The organism is Afipia sp. GW821-FHT14H12, from assembly GCF_058803465.1.
On the sequence record NZ_JBXAOZ010000002.1, the window covers coordinates 518,559 to 534,510 of the forward strand.

General features: G+C 63.7%; 19 protein-coding genes. 8 read left to right on the forward strand and 11 right to left on the reverse strand.

Annotated features, from left to right (window positions below; genetic code table 11):
- Window positions 1–20: 20 nt before the first annotated feature.
- The 3 genes from AC1RNA_RS14060 to AC1RNA_RS14070 form a co-directional block, all read right to left on the reverse strand.
- On the reverse strand, window positions 21–1,589 hold the full coding sequence (locus tag AC1RNA_RS14060) for an MDR family MFS transporter (protein ID WP_492951496.1): 1,569 nt from the start codon (window positions 1,587–1,589) through the stop codon (window positions 21–23).
- Window positions 1,590–1,738: 149 nt separating this feature from the next.
- On the reverse strand, window positions 1,739–2,248 hold the full coding sequence (locus AC1RNA_RS14065) for a YcgN family cysteine cluster protein (RefSeq protein WP_492951497.1): 510 nt from the start codon (window positions 2,246–2,248) through the stop codon (window positions 1,739–1,741).
- The gene (locus AC1RNA_RS14070; RefSeq protein WP_492951498.1) at window positions 2,245–2,385 is read right to left on the reverse strand and encodes a hypothetical protein; all 141 of its coding nucleotides are present in this window, start codon (window positions 2,383–2,385) and stop codon (window positions 2,245–2,247) included. The genes AC1RNA_RS14065 and AC1RNA_RS14070 overlap by 4 nt, the downstream gene beginning before the upstream one ends.
- A gap of 259 nt (window positions 2,386–2,644) precedes the next feature.
- Here AC1RNA_RS14070 and AC1RNA_RS14075 point away from each other — a divergent pair, with 259 nt between their 5' ends.
- From AC1RNA_RS14075 to AC1RNA_RS14085, 3 genes are read left to right on the forward strand one after another with little or no spacing between them, the layout of a single operon-like run.
- A complete protein-coding gene (locus tag AC1RNA_RS14075; RefSeq protein WP_492951499.1) occupies window positions 2,645–4,909 on the forward strand; it encodes a transglycosylase domain-containing protein in 2,265 nt (754 codons plus the stop codon).
- A gap of 34 nt (window positions 4,910–4,943) precedes the next feature.
- Window positions 4,944–5,522 carry a DUF1214 domain-containing protein gene (locus AC1RNA_RS14080; protein ID WP_492951500.1) on the forward strand — a complete coding sequence of 193 codons (579 nt, stop codon included), beginning with the start codon at window positions 4,944–4,946 and terminating at the stop codon, window positions 5,520–5,522.
- On the forward strand, window positions 5,519–6,088 hold the full coding sequence (locus tag AC1RNA_RS14085) for a DUF1254 domain-containing protein (protein WP_009339016.1): 570 nt from the start codon (window positions 5,519–5,521) through the stop codon (window positions 6,086–6,088). The genes AC1RNA_RS14080 and AC1RNA_RS14085 overlap by 4 nt, the downstream gene beginning before the upstream one ends.
- A 5-nt stretch (window positions 6,089–6,093) precedes the next feature.
- Here AC1RNA_RS14085 and AC1RNA_RS14090 read toward each other — a convergent pair whose 3' ends face one another.
- On the reverse strand, window positions 6,094–6,327 hold the full coding sequence (locus AC1RNA_RS14090; protein ID WP_492951501.1) for a hypothetical protein: 234 nt from the start codon (window positions 6,325–6,327) through the stop codon (window positions 6,094–6,096).
- Between the two features lie 196 nt (window positions 6,328–6,523).
- On the opposite strand from AC1RNA_RS14090, the gene AC1RNA_RS14095 reads away from it, so the two are divergent.
- On the forward strand, window positions 6,524–6,814 hold the full coding sequence (locus AC1RNA_RS14095; protein WP_492951502.1) for a DUF3551 domain-containing protein: 291 nt from the start codon (window positions 6,524–6,526) through the stop codon (window positions 6,812–6,814).
- 50 nt (window positions 6,815–6,864) lie between these two features.
- On the opposite strand, the gene AC1RNA_RS14100 is transcribed toward AC1RNA_RS14095, so the two are convergent.
- The 4 genes from AC1RNA_RS14100 to AC1RNA_RS14115 form a co-directional block, all read right to left on the reverse strand.
- A complete protein-coding gene (locus AC1RNA_RS14100) occupies window positions 6,865–7,506 on the reverse strand; it encodes a TerC family protein (RefSeq protein WP_009339013.1) in 642 nt (213 codons plus the stop codon).
- A 264-nt stretch (window positions 7,507–7,770) separates the two neighbouring features.
- Window positions 7,771–8,160 carry a hypothetical protein gene (locus AC1RNA_RS14105; protein WP_245258153.1) on the reverse strand — a complete coding sequence of 130 codons (390 nt, stop codon included), beginning with the start codon at window positions 8,158–8,160 and terminating at the stop codon, window positions 7,771–7,773.
- Window positions 8,161–8,356: 196 nt separating this feature from the next.
- Window positions 8,357–9,085 carry a hypothetical protein gene (locus tag AC1RNA_RS14110; RefSeq protein ID WP_492951503.1) on the reverse strand — a complete coding sequence of 243 codons (729 nt, stop codon included), beginning with the start codon at window positions 9,083–9,085 and terminating at the stop codon, window positions 8,357–8,359.
- Window positions 9,086–9,139: 54 nt separating this feature from the next.
- Complete coding sequence (locus AC1RNA_RS14115) at window positions 9,140–9,346, reverse strand: hypothetical protein (protein WP_009339010.1); 207 nt, start codon at window positions 9,344–9,346, stop codon at window positions 9,140–9,142.
- Between the two features lie 206 nt (window positions 9,347–9,552).
- Here AC1RNA_RS14115 and AC1RNA_RS14120 point away from each other — a divergent pair, with 206 nt between their 5' ends.
- A complete protein-coding gene (locus tag AC1RNA_RS14120) occupies window positions 9,553–10,521 on the forward strand; it encodes a DUF2336 domain-containing protein (protein WP_009339007.1) in 969 nt (322 codons plus the stop codon).
- A 129-nt stretch (window positions 10,522–10,650) separates the two neighbouring features.
- Entirely contained in the window at window positions 10,651–11,622 is a 972-nt protein-coding gene (locus AC1RNA_RS14125; protein ID WP_492951504.1) for a molybdate ABC transporter substrate-binding protein, read from the forward strand.
- Window positions 11,623–11,635: 13 nt separating this feature from the next.
- On the opposite strand, the gene AC1RNA_RS14130 is transcribed toward AC1RNA_RS14125, so the two are convergent.
- The 3 genes from AC1RNA_RS14130 to AC1RNA_RS14140 all read right to left on the reverse strand — a co-directional run bounded on the left by AC1RNA_RS14130 (window position 11,636) and on the right by AC1RNA_RS14140 (window position 14,472).
- Window positions 11,636–11,980: a DUF1491 family protein gene (locus tag AC1RNA_RS14130; protein WP_009339003.1), complete on the reverse strand. Its 345-nt coding sequence runs from the start codon at window positions 11,978–11,980 to the stop codon at window positions 11,636–11,638.
- A 64-nt stretch (window positions 11,981–12,044) separates the two neighbouring features.
- A complete protein-coding gene (locus AC1RNA_RS14135) occupies window positions 12,045–12,659 on the reverse strand; it encodes a peptidoglycan-binding domain-containing protein (protein WP_009339001.1) in 615 nt (204 codons plus the stop codon).
- Between the two features lie 10 nt (window positions 12,660–12,669).
- Window positions 12,670–14,472 (reverse strand): PAS domain-containing sensor histidine kinase, encoded by a 1,803-nt coding sequence (locus AC1RNA_RS14140; RefSeq protein WP_009338999.1) that lies wholly within the window; start codon window positions 14,470–14,472, stop codon window positions 12,670–12,672.
- Window positions 14,473–14,873: 401 nt separating this feature from the next.
- Between AC1RNA_RS14140 and AC1RNA_RS14145 the strand changes: the two genes are divergently transcribed.
- Window positions 14,874–15,374: a DUF5330 domain-containing protein gene (locus AC1RNA_RS14145; RefSeq protein ID WP_492951505.1), complete on the forward strand. Its 501-nt coding sequence runs from the start codon at window positions 14,874–14,876 to the stop codon at window positions 15,372–15,374.
- Between the two features lie 137 nt (window positions 15,375–15,511).
- The gene (locus AC1RNA_RS14150) at window positions 15,512–15,943 is read left to right on the forward strand and encodes a SufE family protein (protein WP_009338995.1); all 432 of its coding nucleotides are present in this window, start codon (window positions 15,512–15,514) and stop codon (window positions 15,941–15,943) included.
- Window positions 15,944–15,952 lie beyond the last annotated feature (9 nt).

The window sequence follows — 15,952 nt, forward strand, 5'->3', positions numbered from 1 at the left end:
GGGAAGAAAATCGCTGCGCCCTACTCCGCCATCGTCGCCGCCGGTGACGGTTTGCTCCCCGCCAGCGGGCGTTCTTCCATCAGCGCGAACAGAACGGCCGCCGTCGCCATCAGGAACGCGGCCGCGAGAAACACGAAGCGGAAGCCGACGATCATGTCGTCCGACGCCAGATTGTGGTTGCCGCTCATCCCCTCGCCGATCGGAATCTCCTGCCCGACCGCGGCAAGCAGGATGGCGGTGAACATCGCCACCGCGAAGGACGACATCAGCGCACGGAAGAAATTCATTGCGCCGGTCGCAGTGCCGACCTGCGAGCGCGGCACCGCGTTCTGGATCGAGACCACGCTAATCGGGAAGCAGGTGCCGATTCCGAGCGCAAGCACAGCGAGCAGCGACAGCAGCACCCAGAGCGGCGGCGCGGCAAGGAGCGCCATCAGCAGCAGGCAGCCTGTGGCGACGGATGCGCCGCCGACCGCCGCCCACTTGTAGCGTCCCGTCACCGCCATGAACTGCCCCGCACTCCATGCGCCAAGCACCGACACCGCGACCAGCGGGATCAGCGCGATGCCCGCTTCGCTGGCGCTCAACCGATAGACGCTCTCGTAGTAAATCGGCAGGTGGACGATCATCCCGATCATCGCACCCATCGCGCAGCCGCCCGCGACCATCGAATACGGCACCACCGAACCGCTGATCAGCGGCAGCGGCAGGAACGGTTCATCATGCGTGCGCGCATGAATCACGAAGGCCGCCATCAGCACGACGGCCGCGCCCATCATCGCGAGAATCGTCGGCGACAGCCACGCGAACTTGTGCCCGCCCCAGGTCAGCGCCAGCAAGAAGACCACGGCGGATGCCATCAGCAATAGCCCGCCGGCCCAGTCGAGCTTGCGATGGCGGTGATAGTCGGAAATCTTGCGCAGCCGCGGCAGCAGCAACATCAGCGAGCCGACGCCGATCGGCAGGTTGATCCAGAAGATCATCGACCAGTGCAGGTGCTGCGCGAACACGCCGCCGAGCACCGGGCCGCCGATGCCCGCCGTCACCCACACCATGCTGATGTAGCCTTGATAGCGGCCACGGTCGCGCGGCGTGATCACATCGGCGATCAGGGTCTGCACCAGCGGCAGGATGCCGCCGCCGCCCAGCCCCTGAAGACCGCGCGCGAGTATGAGGAACAACAGGTTCGGCGCCAGCGCGCACAGCACCGAGCCGATCAGAAACAGCACGTTCGCCGTGATGATCATCGCGCGCCGGCCGTAGATGTCGGCAAGCGCGCCATAGACCGGCGCCACCGCCGTCGAGGCCAACAGATAGGCGGTGATGACCCACGACAGGTTCGACACATCGTGGAATTGCACGCCGATGGTCGGCAGCGCGGTTGCGACGATGGTCTGGTCGAGCGCGGTCAGGAACAGGTTGCACAACAGGCTCAGCACGATCGGCAGAGCTTCGCTGTGCGGCAGCGACGCGCGGATGGCCGGTTCGGAATCCTCGATCCGGATCGCCTCGCCCGTGATGGCAGCCAGATCGTCCGGCGCCAGCGGCTCGCCTTCCATCTCGGGTTCGGGTCGTTGGATTTTGCTCATGCGGCCTGTGCGCGACTGCGCGAATTGGCGATTCAATGTGTCGGAAGAAGATGAACAGCCTACCCTACATCGGCTTGCGCCGTTAGCGGGCCGCGCGCATGGGGTGGCTTCCGAAACCGCGCATCGATCAACGCGATGTGATGACGGGGCTAGGCACGACGTTTCATCCGTGCCCGTTTCGGCAAAAGCCCCGGCCAGCGCACGATATGATCCTCGAGATCGGCATCGTCCACGTCGTCCTCGCTGCCGAATACCCGCCCCCGGACAGAAACGCCTGCCTCATGGACGGTATTGGGATCACCGGAAATCAGCGGGTGCCACCAATAAAGGTCGCGGCCTTCGGCAACGAGCTTGTAGGCGCAGCTTGGCGGCAGCCAGTTCAACGTCCGCACATTCCGGGGCGTCAGCCGCACGCAGTCCGTCACCTTGGCGGAGCGGTTGGCATAATCGTGGCAGGTGCACAGGTTTGCGTCGAGCAGCCGGCAGGAGACATGGGTGAAGTAGATCTTGCCGGTGTCCTCGTCTTCCAGCTTTTCCAGGCAGCAGCGCGCGCAGCCGTCGCACAGGCTTTCCCACTCGGCGCTGGACAATTGCTCCAAGGTTTTGGTTTTCCAGAAGGAATTGGCCTGGTCGGACGGCTTTTCAGGCGGCTTGGTCATCGGTTCTCTGGTTTGGTCACGCCCATCCGGCGGCACCCGGCAATGGCGGCGAAGCGCCCGCGCGGATTTGTGGCCTCAATGGCGTTGGACAGGCGTGGGAAATTAGCCCTTCCCATGAAAAACGCCAAGGCCAGCATTGGTTTATCCCCTTACCTCGGCTAGAAGAAGGCGGATTCCCGGACATGGAGAGGGTCCGGGAACCTGACGGCCGTTCGCGTGATCTCCTCTCCGGCGCAAGCATCGACGCGCGGAACGGGCGAACAGCCCTTCCCTCCGATGATTGCCTTCACCATCGCCACGGGGATGCCGCAAACGAACGCGCATGTTCGTTCGCGCCATTGCCGCCGCCAGTGTCCGGGCGAACCACGGACGCGACCGACGATTTAGGAAATTTTGGTGCGCAAGATCGTACCCAGCGAGTGGATGCAACGGATCCGGAATTTCTTTCTGGACCTCGATTCGCGTTTCGATTCCACGCTGTTCTCCTCGGGCCGTGGCCTGCGCGAACTCTATGAGCGCTATTCGGCGTTCATGGACCGCTTCTATGTCGGCCGCTGGAAGCGCTGGGTGTTCATCGAACCGTTGTCGGAGATGGCGACGATTGGCTTGGCCGGCGGTATTCTGATGCTCGCGCTCGCCATCCCCGCCTTCCGCGAGACCTCCGACGAGGACTGGCTGAAGAAGTCGGATTTGGCGGTGACGTTCCTCGATCGCTACAACAATCCGATCGGCAGCCGCGGCATCAAGCACAACGACTCGATTCCGCTGGAGGAGTTTCCCGACAGCCTGATCAAGGCGACGCTCGCCACCGAGGACCGCCGCTTCTACGATCATTTCGGTATCGACGTCGCGGGCACGCTGCGCGCACTTCTCACCAACGCACAGGCAGGCGGCGTGCGCCAGGGCGGCTCCTCGATCACCCAGCAGCTCGCCAAGAACCTGTTCCTGTCGAACGAGCGCACCATCGAGCGCAAGATCAACGAGGCGTTCCTCGCGATCTGGCTGGAGACGCGCCTGACCAAGAACGAAATTCTCAAACTCTATCTCGACCGCGCCTATATGGGCGGCGGCACGTTCGGCGTCGACGGCGCCGCGCATTTCTACTTCAACAAATCGGCGCGCGACGTGAACCTCGCCGAATCCGCGATGCTCGCGGGCCTGTTCAAGGCGCCGACCAAATACGCGCCGCACATCAACCTGCCCGCGGCGCGCGCCCGCGCCAACGTCGTGCTCGACAACCTCGTGGACGCAGGTTTCATGACCGAAGGCCAGGTGTTCGGCGCCCGGCGTAACCCTGCCTCCGTCGTGGACCGCCGCGACGAGAATTCGCCGAACTACTTCCTCGACTACGCCTTCGACGAGGTGAAGAAGATCGTCGCCACCTTCCCGAAATCCTACACCGAGCGCGTGTTCGTGGTGCGCACCACCATCGATATGAAGGTGCAGAAGGCGGCCGAGGACACCGTCGAGGACCAGTTGCGCCAGTTCGGCCGCGACTATCATGCGACGCAGGCAGCCGCCGTGATCGCCGATCTCGATGGCGGCGTGCGCGCGATGGTCGGCGGACGCGACTACGGCGCCAGCCAGTTCAACCGTGCCACCGACGCGATGCGCCAGCCCGGCTCCTCGTTCAAACCTTACGTCTACACCACGGCACTCCTGAACGGCTTCAAACCGACCTCCATCGTGGTGGACGGCCCGGTCTGCATCGGCAACTGGTGCCCGCAGAACTACGGGCGCTCCTACTCCGGCTCGATCACGCTGACGCAGGCGCTGACGCACTCGATCAACGTCATCCCGGTGAAGCTGTCGATCGCGCTCGGCGGCAAGGCCGGCCCGAAAGCCGGACGCGCCAAGATCGTGGAAGTCGCGCGCAGGTTCGGCATCGTCACGCCACTGCCCGACACGCCTTCGCTGCCGATCGGCGCCGATGAAGTCAACGTGCTCGAACACACCGTCGCCTATGCGGCGTTCCCCAATCGCGGCAAGGCGGTGACACCGCATGCGATCCTGGAAGTGCGCACCGGCGCGGGCGATCTGGTCTGGCGCTATGACCGCGACGGGCCGAAGCCGCGCCAGATCATTCCGCCCTCCGTCGCCTCCGACATGGCGATGATGATGAGCCACGTCGTCTCGGAAGGCACCGCACGGCGCGCGCAGCTCGACGGCATTCCCGCCGCAGGCAAGACCGGCACCACCAATGCCTATCGCGACGCATGGTTCGTCGGCTACACCGGCAACTTCGTCGGCGGTGTCTGGTACGGCAACGACGACTATTCCTCGACCAACCGCATGACGGGCGGCTCGCTGCCCGCCAAGACTTGGCACGACATCATGGAAGTCGCGCATCAGGGCATCGAGATCAAGGAACTCACGGGCGTCGGCGCGGGTCAGAAACTGCCGAAAGGCAGCATCGCCGCAACCAATGCCCCGCCGAAGATTCTCGATGTCGCCGCAGGACCGCCGCCGACGCTGACGCGGCGCGGCGTGAATACCCTCATCCGTATAGAGAAAGAAATGGACGAGGCTGCCAAGACCGTGCCGGCCGGCAAGACCTCGGTGAACGACCGCGCGCCGCCTGCGCCGCACGCCGCACTGCCGTTCCCGGATAGTTTTGCCTCCGCGAACGACGCGACAGCGTCCACGCCGCAGAAGAAATGACGATGGGCCCGGCAATCATGAAGGCGATACTGCCGTGCGGCTGATTTTCGTGCTGATCCTCACCATGGCGATTGCCACCGTCGTCGGCCTCGGGCTGACATGGAACACGGCCACGCGCGGCGTCGAGATCGGCACGCTAACCATCGGCCCATGGACCGCGCGCCCGCGCGTCGGCACCAGCGATATCGATCCCTATGCACGCGCCACGGTCGCCCGCAGCGGCGAACTGCCGATCGGCGCTGGTGACGGCATCACCTTCCGCGCCACCGGAGACAATGCAGGCAAAAAACTCGACGGGCGCTGCGATGTGGTCGTTTCCGGCGTCACGCCCCCTGCCCGGTTCTGGACGCTGACGGTTTACGACACCAAAGGCAAGCTCGTCGCCAATACTCTGCAACGCTACGGCTTCACCAGTCAGGAGGTCGTGCGTGCCTCCGACGGCTCGTTCACCGTGCGGATCGCGCCGCGCGCACGGTCCGGCAACTGGCTGCCGACCGGCGGCATCAGCCGCTATCAGCTCCTGCTGCGGCTCTACGATACGCCCGTCGGTGTCGCGACGCGCTCGCAGAAGGACGCGCCGCTGCCCTCCATCACCATGGAGGGATGCTCATGATCCGTTGGCTGTTTGCAATTCTGGGCGGCATCCTGCTCGGCGGCGTCGTGCATCTGGTGAGCGTGCTGGCTTTGCCGCGCATCGCTTCACAGGACGCTTACGCGCGGCTCGCCCCGACGCTGAAAGTGAACGCGGTCACGGCGTTGCCGGACGCCACGCCCGACACCGCGCCGATGCCGCTGATGGACCCCGCCTTCGCTGCCGCCGCCTGCAAGTACGATCTCTCAACCGGCTCGATCAAGCTGAAGGTGCCGGTCAGTCAGGCCTACACGTCGGTGTCGTTCTACACCAACGAGGACATCGCCTACTACGCCATCAACGACCGCTCGGCGGGCCGCAAGGTGATCGAGCTCGACCTGATGACGCCGCAGCAGAAGGCGGCGCTGCCGGAGGACGAGGACATTACGGCGGCCGACCGGCTCATCATCGAATCGCCAACGCCGACCGGGCTGATCGTGATGCGCGCGCTCGCCGCTGAACCTGGGCTGATGGCGCAGGCCAAGGCCTCGCTCGCAGCCGCAAGCTGCAAGGTGCAGGCGGAAGTCTCACAGCCGGGACGGCGGTAACTTCGTCAGCCCTGAATCTGGACAACGGCCTCGCTGGATGCGGAAAGCATTGCGGGGCGGGCTTTCTCACGCGACCGCAACAGCCGCCGCACATCGAGCCGGAACGAGAAGACGCATTCGTGACAGCGCAGGCCCTTGCCGCCCTTGACGAGCCCGAGGTCGCGAATGACCGACCAGCGGCCATCGCTCATTCGCACCAGACGCAAATCCGGGTAACGCCGTTTCAGATACGAAAGCATTCAGCACCGCATAATATCGCGGTCCATGATGCATCGGGGACTTCCGCCGTCAATTCTTGACGCCGCGCCCATAACGCCACAAGAACGAATCATGACACATCACGCGGCTTTGACGCCCTCCCCTTCGGGAGCATGACAGCATGGCTGGCGAAAGCGCGGCACGATCTTTATGTTCACTCCAACAACGGAGTTTCACATGCGAATCCTGACAGCGACCTTTCTGACGGCAGCAGCACTCGGCGCGGTACTGACGACGACGCCCGCCGAAGCCTACGATCGGCGGATTTGCCTCGTCGGCGGCGGCTATCCCTACCCCGGCGATTGCGCCTACGATACTTACGCGCAATGCCAAGCGACCGCCTCCGGCCAGCAGGCCTATTGCAGCGTCAATCCGGAATTCGCCTTCGCCGAGGCGGAAGGCCGCCGCTACCGTCCGCGCGACGGTCTCAACCTCAGCCCGCTCGTCTTCGGCCACCGCTACTACTGACACGGCCGGGAACAGACGCGCGGCAACAGAACCGCGCGCCCTCCTTCCCGTCAGGATACGGCCATGCCGCCGATCCATGATGATACCTGCGGATACACTTCCAGAATGCCGCGATAGATCATGTCGCCCGCGACATAGAGGATCACCGCAAGGCCGACATAGGCGATCCAGCGGTGCTTCTGCAGCAGCCTGGCGATGAACGAGGCCGCCGCGCCCATCATCGCGATCGACAGCAACAGGCCGAACACCAGCACCCACGGATGCTCGCGCGCCGCACCCGCGACCGCGAGCACGTTATCGAGCGACATCGACACGTCGGCGATGATGATCTGCCACGTCGCCTGCGCCAGCGTCTTGCGCGGTGCGCCATCGGTCAGCGCCTCGATATCCTCCACCGCATGATGCGGAGCGCGCAGTTCGCGCCACATCTTCCAGCACACCCAGAGCAGCAGGATGCCGCCCGCGAGCAAGAGGCCGACGATCTGCAGGAGCTGCGTGGTCAACCCTGCGAACACCATGCGCAGCAGCGTGGCAGCACCGATGCCGATCAGGATCGCCTTGGCGCGCTGCTCTTTCGGCAGACCAGCGGCGGCAAGGCCGATGACAATGGCATTGTCGCCGGCCAGCACGAGGTCGATCAGGATAACCTGAAAAAGAGCGGTAAGAACGTCGGGAGTAATGAAGTCGAACATGAGCCGGGCTCCTTGGCTTTGCGAAGGAGCAGCTCCGTGACACATCGACCGCCCGCACGCGGCCGAAAGCCGACGATGCGAGGATCGACAAAGCCTTGATAGACAAACGCAAAAGCCATGACCGCCTGTGGGCGATCACGGATCACGCATCTGAAATGATCAAGACAGAGACAGGGCCACTCCCACTATGTCCAGTCCGACATCGCAGCATATGGCTGCCAGAGGGGCCCGGGCTGGTCTCTGATAATTAGTCTGCCTTTCTCCTCAATGCAACACGAAACGGCGCTCGAACAGATGTTCGAACAGCTCAACAGCATGCTCGGGATCGGCCAGCACCGAAGCCGAAATCCCGATAATGACGAAAGCCCCGGCCACATCCCAGAGCGACAGGCTGCGCGAATTGTGTCGGCTCCTCACGAACCAGGCGATGGTCGCCACCAGCAAAGCGCTGACGAAGAACATCAGGCTCAGCGCCATCATCGTCAACTCCGAGCCGACCATGCGCACGACCAGCAGAACCAGCATTGTTAATGCAACGGTGAGTGTCGTCAGAGTTGCAACGGGCCGCCTCAGTTCGGCAAACCTGCGTTTCCATTCGCCACGGCGGTCAATGGACGCAATCATATCGTCCTCTTTTCTTTCGGGCTGCGACATGCCGCGTCCCGCCAAGAGAAGCAGGACGCCTCCCGAACAGGGTCATATCGACCCGATGCGCCATCCAATAATGTATCGTATGCCCGCGCAACGCGGTCATCCGCCGCGTGTCACCAGGACGCGGATTTTCTCACACGCCCGTGATCGTTTCCGCACCATCGATGCAGCGAAGTGTCGCTGGAACCTGACATGAAAATCAGCCGCCGACCCGCAGCACCTGCCCCACGACGGGCGTCGCGGTGGTCCATGCGGATGCCCCGCGGCGCGCAAGCTCGGCGATCAGCGCATCCGCCTGCGCCGCCATCCGGTCCGGCGCCATGATGACGAGGCGCTCAAGCGCCCAGCGATACGACGACACGCGCTGCTCGACGCACTGCTGCGCCCACTGCACGACCAGCACGTTCTCGCGCATCCGCGCCTGCGCATCGACACGCTCGCGCGGCGACAGGTCGCCGATATAGCCGAGCGCCTTGTTGCGCTTGATGTCGAGATCGTTGAGCTTTACCGCGAGCGGAATGAACTGGTCGAGCATGGTGAGATCGTTGCGCACATCCTCCATCAATCCTTGATAGGAGGAGGCCTGCGAGCGGTGCGGCTCGTCGATCATCTTGCGGCCGTAGCTCGTGCGGTCGAACACCACCTTCACGCGCCACGGCGCGGGGAGGCGCTGGTAATCCCCGAACACGCCCTTCCAGGCCGGGCGCGAATGCGGCGGCTCGATGAAGTAATAGGCCATGTCGCGCAGCGCGCGCTCATCGTCTGTCAAAAGAAAATGCGACGGCTGCCCGCCGAGCGCTTCGGTCGCTTCCGTGCCGACCCATTGGTGCATGTCCTGATGGTAGAACATCGAGCGCGTGCGGCCGAAATCATCGCCGACACAGCCGATCCCGAACACCAGCGGCAAAACGAAAAGTGGAGTGCACATCCGAACGGCCGTTCAGGTTGCAGACAAGCGCCGGAAGATCCGGCGCAAACAAAATCAGGACCGTGCCCGCCGGCGGCGGCGGCGGCCCGGCGCCGTCCCCTCTTCCGGTCCACGGTCGCCGCTGGTTTCTTCAGCATGCCGCTCGATCCGGACGACGGGAAGGATCAGCACGGTCGCTGTCGCCTCACGCGGGGCCGATCCCATGATTGTCTCCGTGCGCCGCAAAGCCGCATCCGCCGGAAATTCAAGAATGGTGCCCATCTACTGTCTCCTCGTCACGACATCACTGGCTCGTGACAAGGAGTATTAGAATCACGCATGGTTAATGGTGTCTTAAGGCTACGGCCCGGGTGTTTTGGTTTTCAGTGCTGCTGACGATTGCAGGATTAACCGTTCGGTAATCTTAACTGCGCGTTAAAAAAGCCGCTCTAGATTTAAACGATCACCTTACCAACGTGCCGGTTTGCATGAGTACGCCTCCTCTCTTTCAAGGCTTCGATGGCCTGATGTCCCTGTCCCAGCGCGAGGGCGTGGATATTCGCCCGACGCTGCTGCGCGTGCTGACCGACCTGTACGTGCAGACGCCCGACCACACGCCCGACGAGGAACACCAGTTCACCGAACTCACCACGCGCCTGCTCGACGAGGTGGATGACGCGACGCGCGCGGTGGTGCGCGCCAAGCTTGCGGTCTACCCGAACACGCCGCGCGACATCCGCCGCAAGCTGATGATTCCACCGCCGCCGCTTTATCCGCGTCACACGGCGCCCGCGTTGCAGCCCGCTCAAAGTCAGGCCGAACCGGCTACCGTGACCGCGCCGCCGCTTGCTCCGCAGCAGCCGCTGCCGGTGCTGTCGATGAAGCCGCAGGACGCCTCCTCCCTGATCGAGATGTTCACCGCCGCGCCTTCGAAGGAGCGCGCGAAGATCCTCGAGAACCTGCTGGACGCGCCGCTGAAACCCTCCGCCAAGGTCGATCCGAAGCGCGCCAGCCGTGCCCTCGCCACGCTGGAAGGCGCGGCCATGGTTGCCGACGCGCATGCTTTCACGGTCGAACTTGCCGACGCGCTGACCCTGCCCGCCTCGGTGGCGAAGGAGATCGTCGCGGACCCGCTCGGCGAGCCGCTCGCCTGCGCGATGAAGGCGCTCGGCATGAACGCGGACGCATTCCAGCGCGTACTCTTGTTCCTCAATCCCGCCATCGGCGCATCGGTGATCGATGTCTATCGGCTGGCGCGGATGTACGATGTGCTGACCGAGCGCGTTGCGCTCATCATGCTGGCGGCATGGCGCGGCTCCTCGATCGTGACCACGCGCGCCAAGTACAAGCCTGTCCTGTACGACGGCGAGCGCCAGCGCGCGCGCACCGCGCCGTCCAGCTCTATCGTTTCGCCCTCTTCCGAAGAGCATCAGCCGCAACGGTTGCCGCTGAAATAACCTCCCTGCCGGTCCGCTTGAGCACCTTTACAGTACTTTAGATTATTCTAAAGTACTCAGACCGCGATGTCGTGGCGGCAATACCAGTAAAAAAGCGGAATCGTCATGTCCGTACCGGGAGACGAAACAATGATGGCAAAACGAATGAGCCGCCATGCGGCAGCCCTGTGGCTTGCGCTTTGCGGCGGGGCGATCTCCGCTCACGCGGCGCAGCCGACCGCAAGCACGGAATTCTATCCGCCCTGGCAGAAAGGCGCGAACAATCCATCCCAGGATCAGGGCTTCGAATTCACAGTCCACGAAGCCGATAATCTCGCCGACTTCCATGGCGACATCGCCAATGCGCGGCTCATTCTTTACGTCGGCGGCAACTACTTTTTCGCGATGGCCCCGCTCGTCAAGGCTTTCGAGACCAGGCACCCGGAGTTGAAAGGCAAGGTCTACTACGAAACCATTCCACCGGGACTGCTGGTGCGGCAGATGAAGGCCGGCGGCCGCATCACCGTCGGCAACATGACATGGACCGCAAAGCCGGACGCCTATTTCGCCGGCAAGATCGCCGTGCAGCGCCTGATCGATAACGGCCTCCTCGTCGGCCCGCCGACCATCTACGCCACCAATCAACTCGCGATCATGGTGCCGAAGGGCAATCCGGCGCACGTCAAGACCCTGAACGACCTCGGTCGCCCGGATATCCATCTCGCGCTTTCAAATCCCGAGTTCGAGGGCGTGGCGCGGCAGATCAAGGCGGCGTTCGAGAAAGCGGGCGGCAAGGCGCTTGTCGATACGGTCTATGACGCCAAGGTCAAGGACGGCACCACCACGCTCACGCGCATGCATCACCGCCAGACTCCGGTCTGGTTGATGAACGGCCGCGCCGAGGCCGGCGTGACGTGGCGTTCCGAGACGATCTTCCAGAAGGAACGTGGGCTTGCGACCGAGAGCGTGGAGATTCCGCCCGAGCACAATGTCACCGGCATCTATTCCGGCGCGGTCGTGAAGGATGCCACGCATCCGGAGGAAGCCAAACAGTGGCTCGCCTTCCTCATCAGCCCGGAGGCACAGGACATTTTCGCGCATTACGGCTTCGGCAAGCCCTGAGCCGGGCGGAACGTCACGTCTTGGCGAGATCGAGGAAGTGGCGACCCCGCTTGTCCTCGATCTCCACGATCCACGCATCGGGATCGAAATCGATCTCGCGCTTCAGTCGCGCCTCCACGGTCTGCTCCTCGATCGGCTGCGCGGTCGAAGCCACGAAAGCCCGGTCGGAAGGCTGCGCATCGTCGTAGGAGGTTTGCGGCGCGGGCGCGAACAGCGTCGCGGTGCCATCGAGCAGCGCGAGCTTGACGAACACGGCACCCGCTTCCTCCGCGCCGCGACGGCGCACGGCGGCGAAAACGCCCTCGCCCTGCAGGCGGCGCAGATAGGCCGCGACCCAGATCGCCGATTTCAATCTCATGCTGTGGTGATAGGCGATCCATCGCACCGACGCCAGCGCGATGTCGTGACGGCGGCAAGACGGATCAGTTGATCGTCTTGCCGGTGAGCTTCGCCATTTCGGCAAGCAGCCAGTCGGAAATCTGGCCGGTCTGCGGATGGTGGCGGTCTTTCTCGAATTGGCGGATGGCCGCGCGGGTGTCCGGCCCGATCGTGCCATTGGCCTTCAACTGGCCGTAGCCGTAATTCGTCAGCACGCGCTGCACCGAGATGACCCGATGATTGGCGTTGATTAGATCGCCGAGCGGGTCCTTGTGCGCAGGCACGGGCGCCGGAGGACGCACGGCGGCCGGTGCCGCAGGCTTCGCGGCCGGGATCGCAACCATCGGCTGCGGGTCGATGACAGTGGCAGGCTGCGTGTCCGTCTCGGCCGGGCGCGGACGCGGCAACGGTTGCGGCTGCACGGGCGTCGCAATGGTCGTCTCGATGGGCATCGCGCCGAACATCGGCGAGGGATGATGGCCGGGCTGCAGGAACATCGCGTTGACGACGATGGCCGTCATCGCCGCGAGCGCGACCGTGCACGCCATGGTGTCTTTCGGGCTGTGCAGCAGCACCCGCATCAACAGATTGGGCTCCTGCTCGATCTCGATCGCGACCGCCTTGGCGCGGCGCTTGCGACGCGGCTTGTCATCATCCATCGGAGCACTCTTACGCAATTTTCTTCACCAGCGTGACTTTGGCATCGGCGCGCGGCGCCGGGGCGAGGGTTGTAATATTGCTCGGCTTCACAGCCGGCGTGAAAATCATCGGCAGGCGCACCGAAATGGTGGTGCCGCGATCGAGTTCGCTCTCGACCTTCATCTCGCCGCCATGCAGCGACACAAGGCTTTTGACGATGGAGAGCCCGAGGCCGGTGCCTTCACGACGGCCCTGATAGCTTGCGCCCGCCTGGAAGAACGGATTGCCGAGACGCGCAAGATCGTCCTTGCCGATGCCGATGCCGGTGTCGGCCACACGGAGCAACAGCTCGCGGCCTTCGACCTGCGCGGAGACGGTAACCGAGCCGCCCTCCCCGGTGAACTTGATCGCGTTCGACAACAGGTTCAGCAAAATCTGCTTGAAGGCGCGCGCGTCGCCCGTCATCTGCGGCAGATCGGAGGGCATGCGGGTCGTAAGGTCGATGCCGTTGTCTCGCGCCTTGAGCACCATCAGGTTGCAGCAGCTCGAGAGCGCCTCGCGTGGCGCAAACGGCTCCGACACCAGCTCGAACTTGCCGCTTTCCATCTTCGACATATCGAGAATGCCGTTGACGACGGACAACAGATGCAACCCGGATTCGTTGATGAGCCCGGCATATTCGCGGCGGCGCGCAGCGTCGAGCTTCATCTCATCTTCGCGCGCGATCATCTCGGAGAAACCGATGATGGCGTTGAGCGGCGTGCGCAGCTCGTGGCTCATGGTGGCGAGGAAACGGGACTTCGACGCCCCCGCCTGCTCGGCCTCCTGCCGCGCGGCTTCCAGCGCCTGCTCCTGCATCTTGCGCTCGGTGACGTCACGCATCACCGAAACCACCTCGAACGCGCCGCTGGCCTGATCCTGCGTCGGCTCGAGCGGACGGCAGCGCATTTCCACCCAGGCGAATTCGGGGCCATGCGGGCTTTCGCGGCGAACACGGAATTCAACGCTGCTGGCTTCACCGCCGCGCGCGGCATCCGACAGCGCGGTGAGATAACGCGGACGGTCCGCGACATGAACGCGATCGAACAATCCGTGCAGCAATAGCGTCGGGCCAGGTACGCCCAGCAGCACCTCGGCCGCCGGCGAAATGAAATTGAGATCACCGTTGGCGCGATGGCGCGCGATCACATCGGAAATGTTGCGGGCGAGCAGCCGGTAGCGCCGCTCCTCCACCGCCAGAAGATGCTTGCTGGTGCGGGCGAGCGATTCCGCGCCGAACGCAAGGCCTGCGGCATAGATCGTCGCCAGCACGATACAGAGACCGGTGAACAGCGATGCAACGTCGCTGGACAGATGCGACGGCGGCAGCGCGTTCATCGATTCCAGAACGACGAGCATGGCCGCGCAGCCGAGAGCAAGCGCGACCGCCGCCGTCACCACGCGCCGCGAGGCCGACAGCGCCGCCTCGAGCGGGACCGCGATCAGCCAGATCGCCGCGAACGAGGACATACCCCCGGTCTGCACCGATACCGCGAACACCAGTGCAGCGAGAGAGACGGACGACAGAATGTGCGCCATCTCGAACCGGCCGGTGCGCGACAGAAACCAGGAAATCAGGATCGGCGAAATGAACCAGGCGAGGATCATTACCTCGATCATCGAGGGAGCACCGCGAACGGCAAGATAGACCGGCACGCCGCTCAGAACCGCGAGGCCACCGCCCATGCGCAGCGCGATGAAGGCACGATGACGCGCGCTCGCCATCGCATCGCCCCTGACGGACGGATGCAGCAGCGAATCCAGATGCTCGCGCAGGATCTTGAACAGCGTCACTTGAACTCTCACACCGCCGGGTCGCCAATGGCGGGCCGGCAAGCCCCCTCTTGTTGTTCGCGGGATCGTGTCAGAGCGAAATTAAGCGAACACTAAGGCAACCGCTTCAACACGCGGACGCGCTGCCGTGATCGCGTTTTGCGGGTATTTTGCGCATGCATTTGCCGGTGATGGTGAACGCATCGTTTCACTGCGCGTCAGCTTATGGTTTCGAAATGGTAGACGCGGGTTTTATCGGCTGATTTGCGTGCGCCGGCGTCAATCGAAAATTTACGCCATCCGAAACGATTCAAATTTTACGCAAATTTAGCCGTCCCGAAACACTCAAGATTTATCCGCCGGTGGTTTAACGCAAGCCAACAAAGCCGCGTCAGGAGAACGCGGTTCGACGGGGATGCGTGATGTTCTTCTTGTTGCGAATGGCCTTCTGGCTCGGTCTGGTGCTCGTGCTGCTTCCGCGCGACAAGGCGCCCGATACGAACAGGGGACCGCAGGTCAGCGCGAGCGAAGCCGTGCTTGCCGCGACCGCCGCCGTTTCCGACATGTCGCAGTTCTGTACGCGCCAGCCCGCGGCATGCGCGGTGGGCGGACAGGCCGCGACCGTGGTCGGCGAGCGTGCGCAGGCGGGCGCGAAGAAAGTCTATGAGATGCTGACGGAGCGTTCGGAGAAGAACGACAAGCCCGAGCAGGTTGAGGCCACCGAGAAGCCTCAAGCCGCGCCGGACAAACCGCACGAGAAGCCGAAGAAGGGCAAGCACGGCGCCAGCCGCAAGAGCCCGGATCACACCGGCTCCATCGATTCCACCGGCGACGCCAATCCGTTCCCAGATACGCTGACGCAGGCCGATCTCGCGATCACGTGGGATACCCCACAAGCCTGGTGGGACGGCCCACAGCCCTGACGCTGTGCGGCATCCTGAGCGCGCGGTTTTCGCGGAAAATTCCGCTGAAACTCTCGCTTTCCGCCGTCCGCGTTCTCATATAAGCCGTAAGCGACAGCGCGAGGTCCGCGCGGCCTTTTCACGACGGCAATATCGGCATGACCACGATCGACGACATTCGGGACAATTTTTCGCTGCTTGACGACTGGGACGATCGCTATCGCTACGTGATCGAGCTTGGCCGCACGCTCGAGCCGATGCCGGACGCCGAGCACAACGCCGCAAACAAGGTGCAGGGCTGCACCAGCCAGGTCTGGCTGTCGCGCAAGGACGACCGCGACGCCTCCGGCGAGCCGGTGCTGCGCTATCTCGGCGACAGTGATGCCCACATCGTGCGCGGGCTGGTCGCGATCCTTCTCACACTGTATTCGGGCAAGACGGCGAAGGAGATTCTCTCCACCGATGCGCTGGCGATCTTCGATGAGTTCGGCTTCCGCGAACATCTGACGCCGCAACGCTCGAACGGCCTGCGCGCAATGGTCGACCGCATCAAATCCGATGCGCGCAGGGCCGTCGAAGCCAAAGTCTGACTTTCGGGG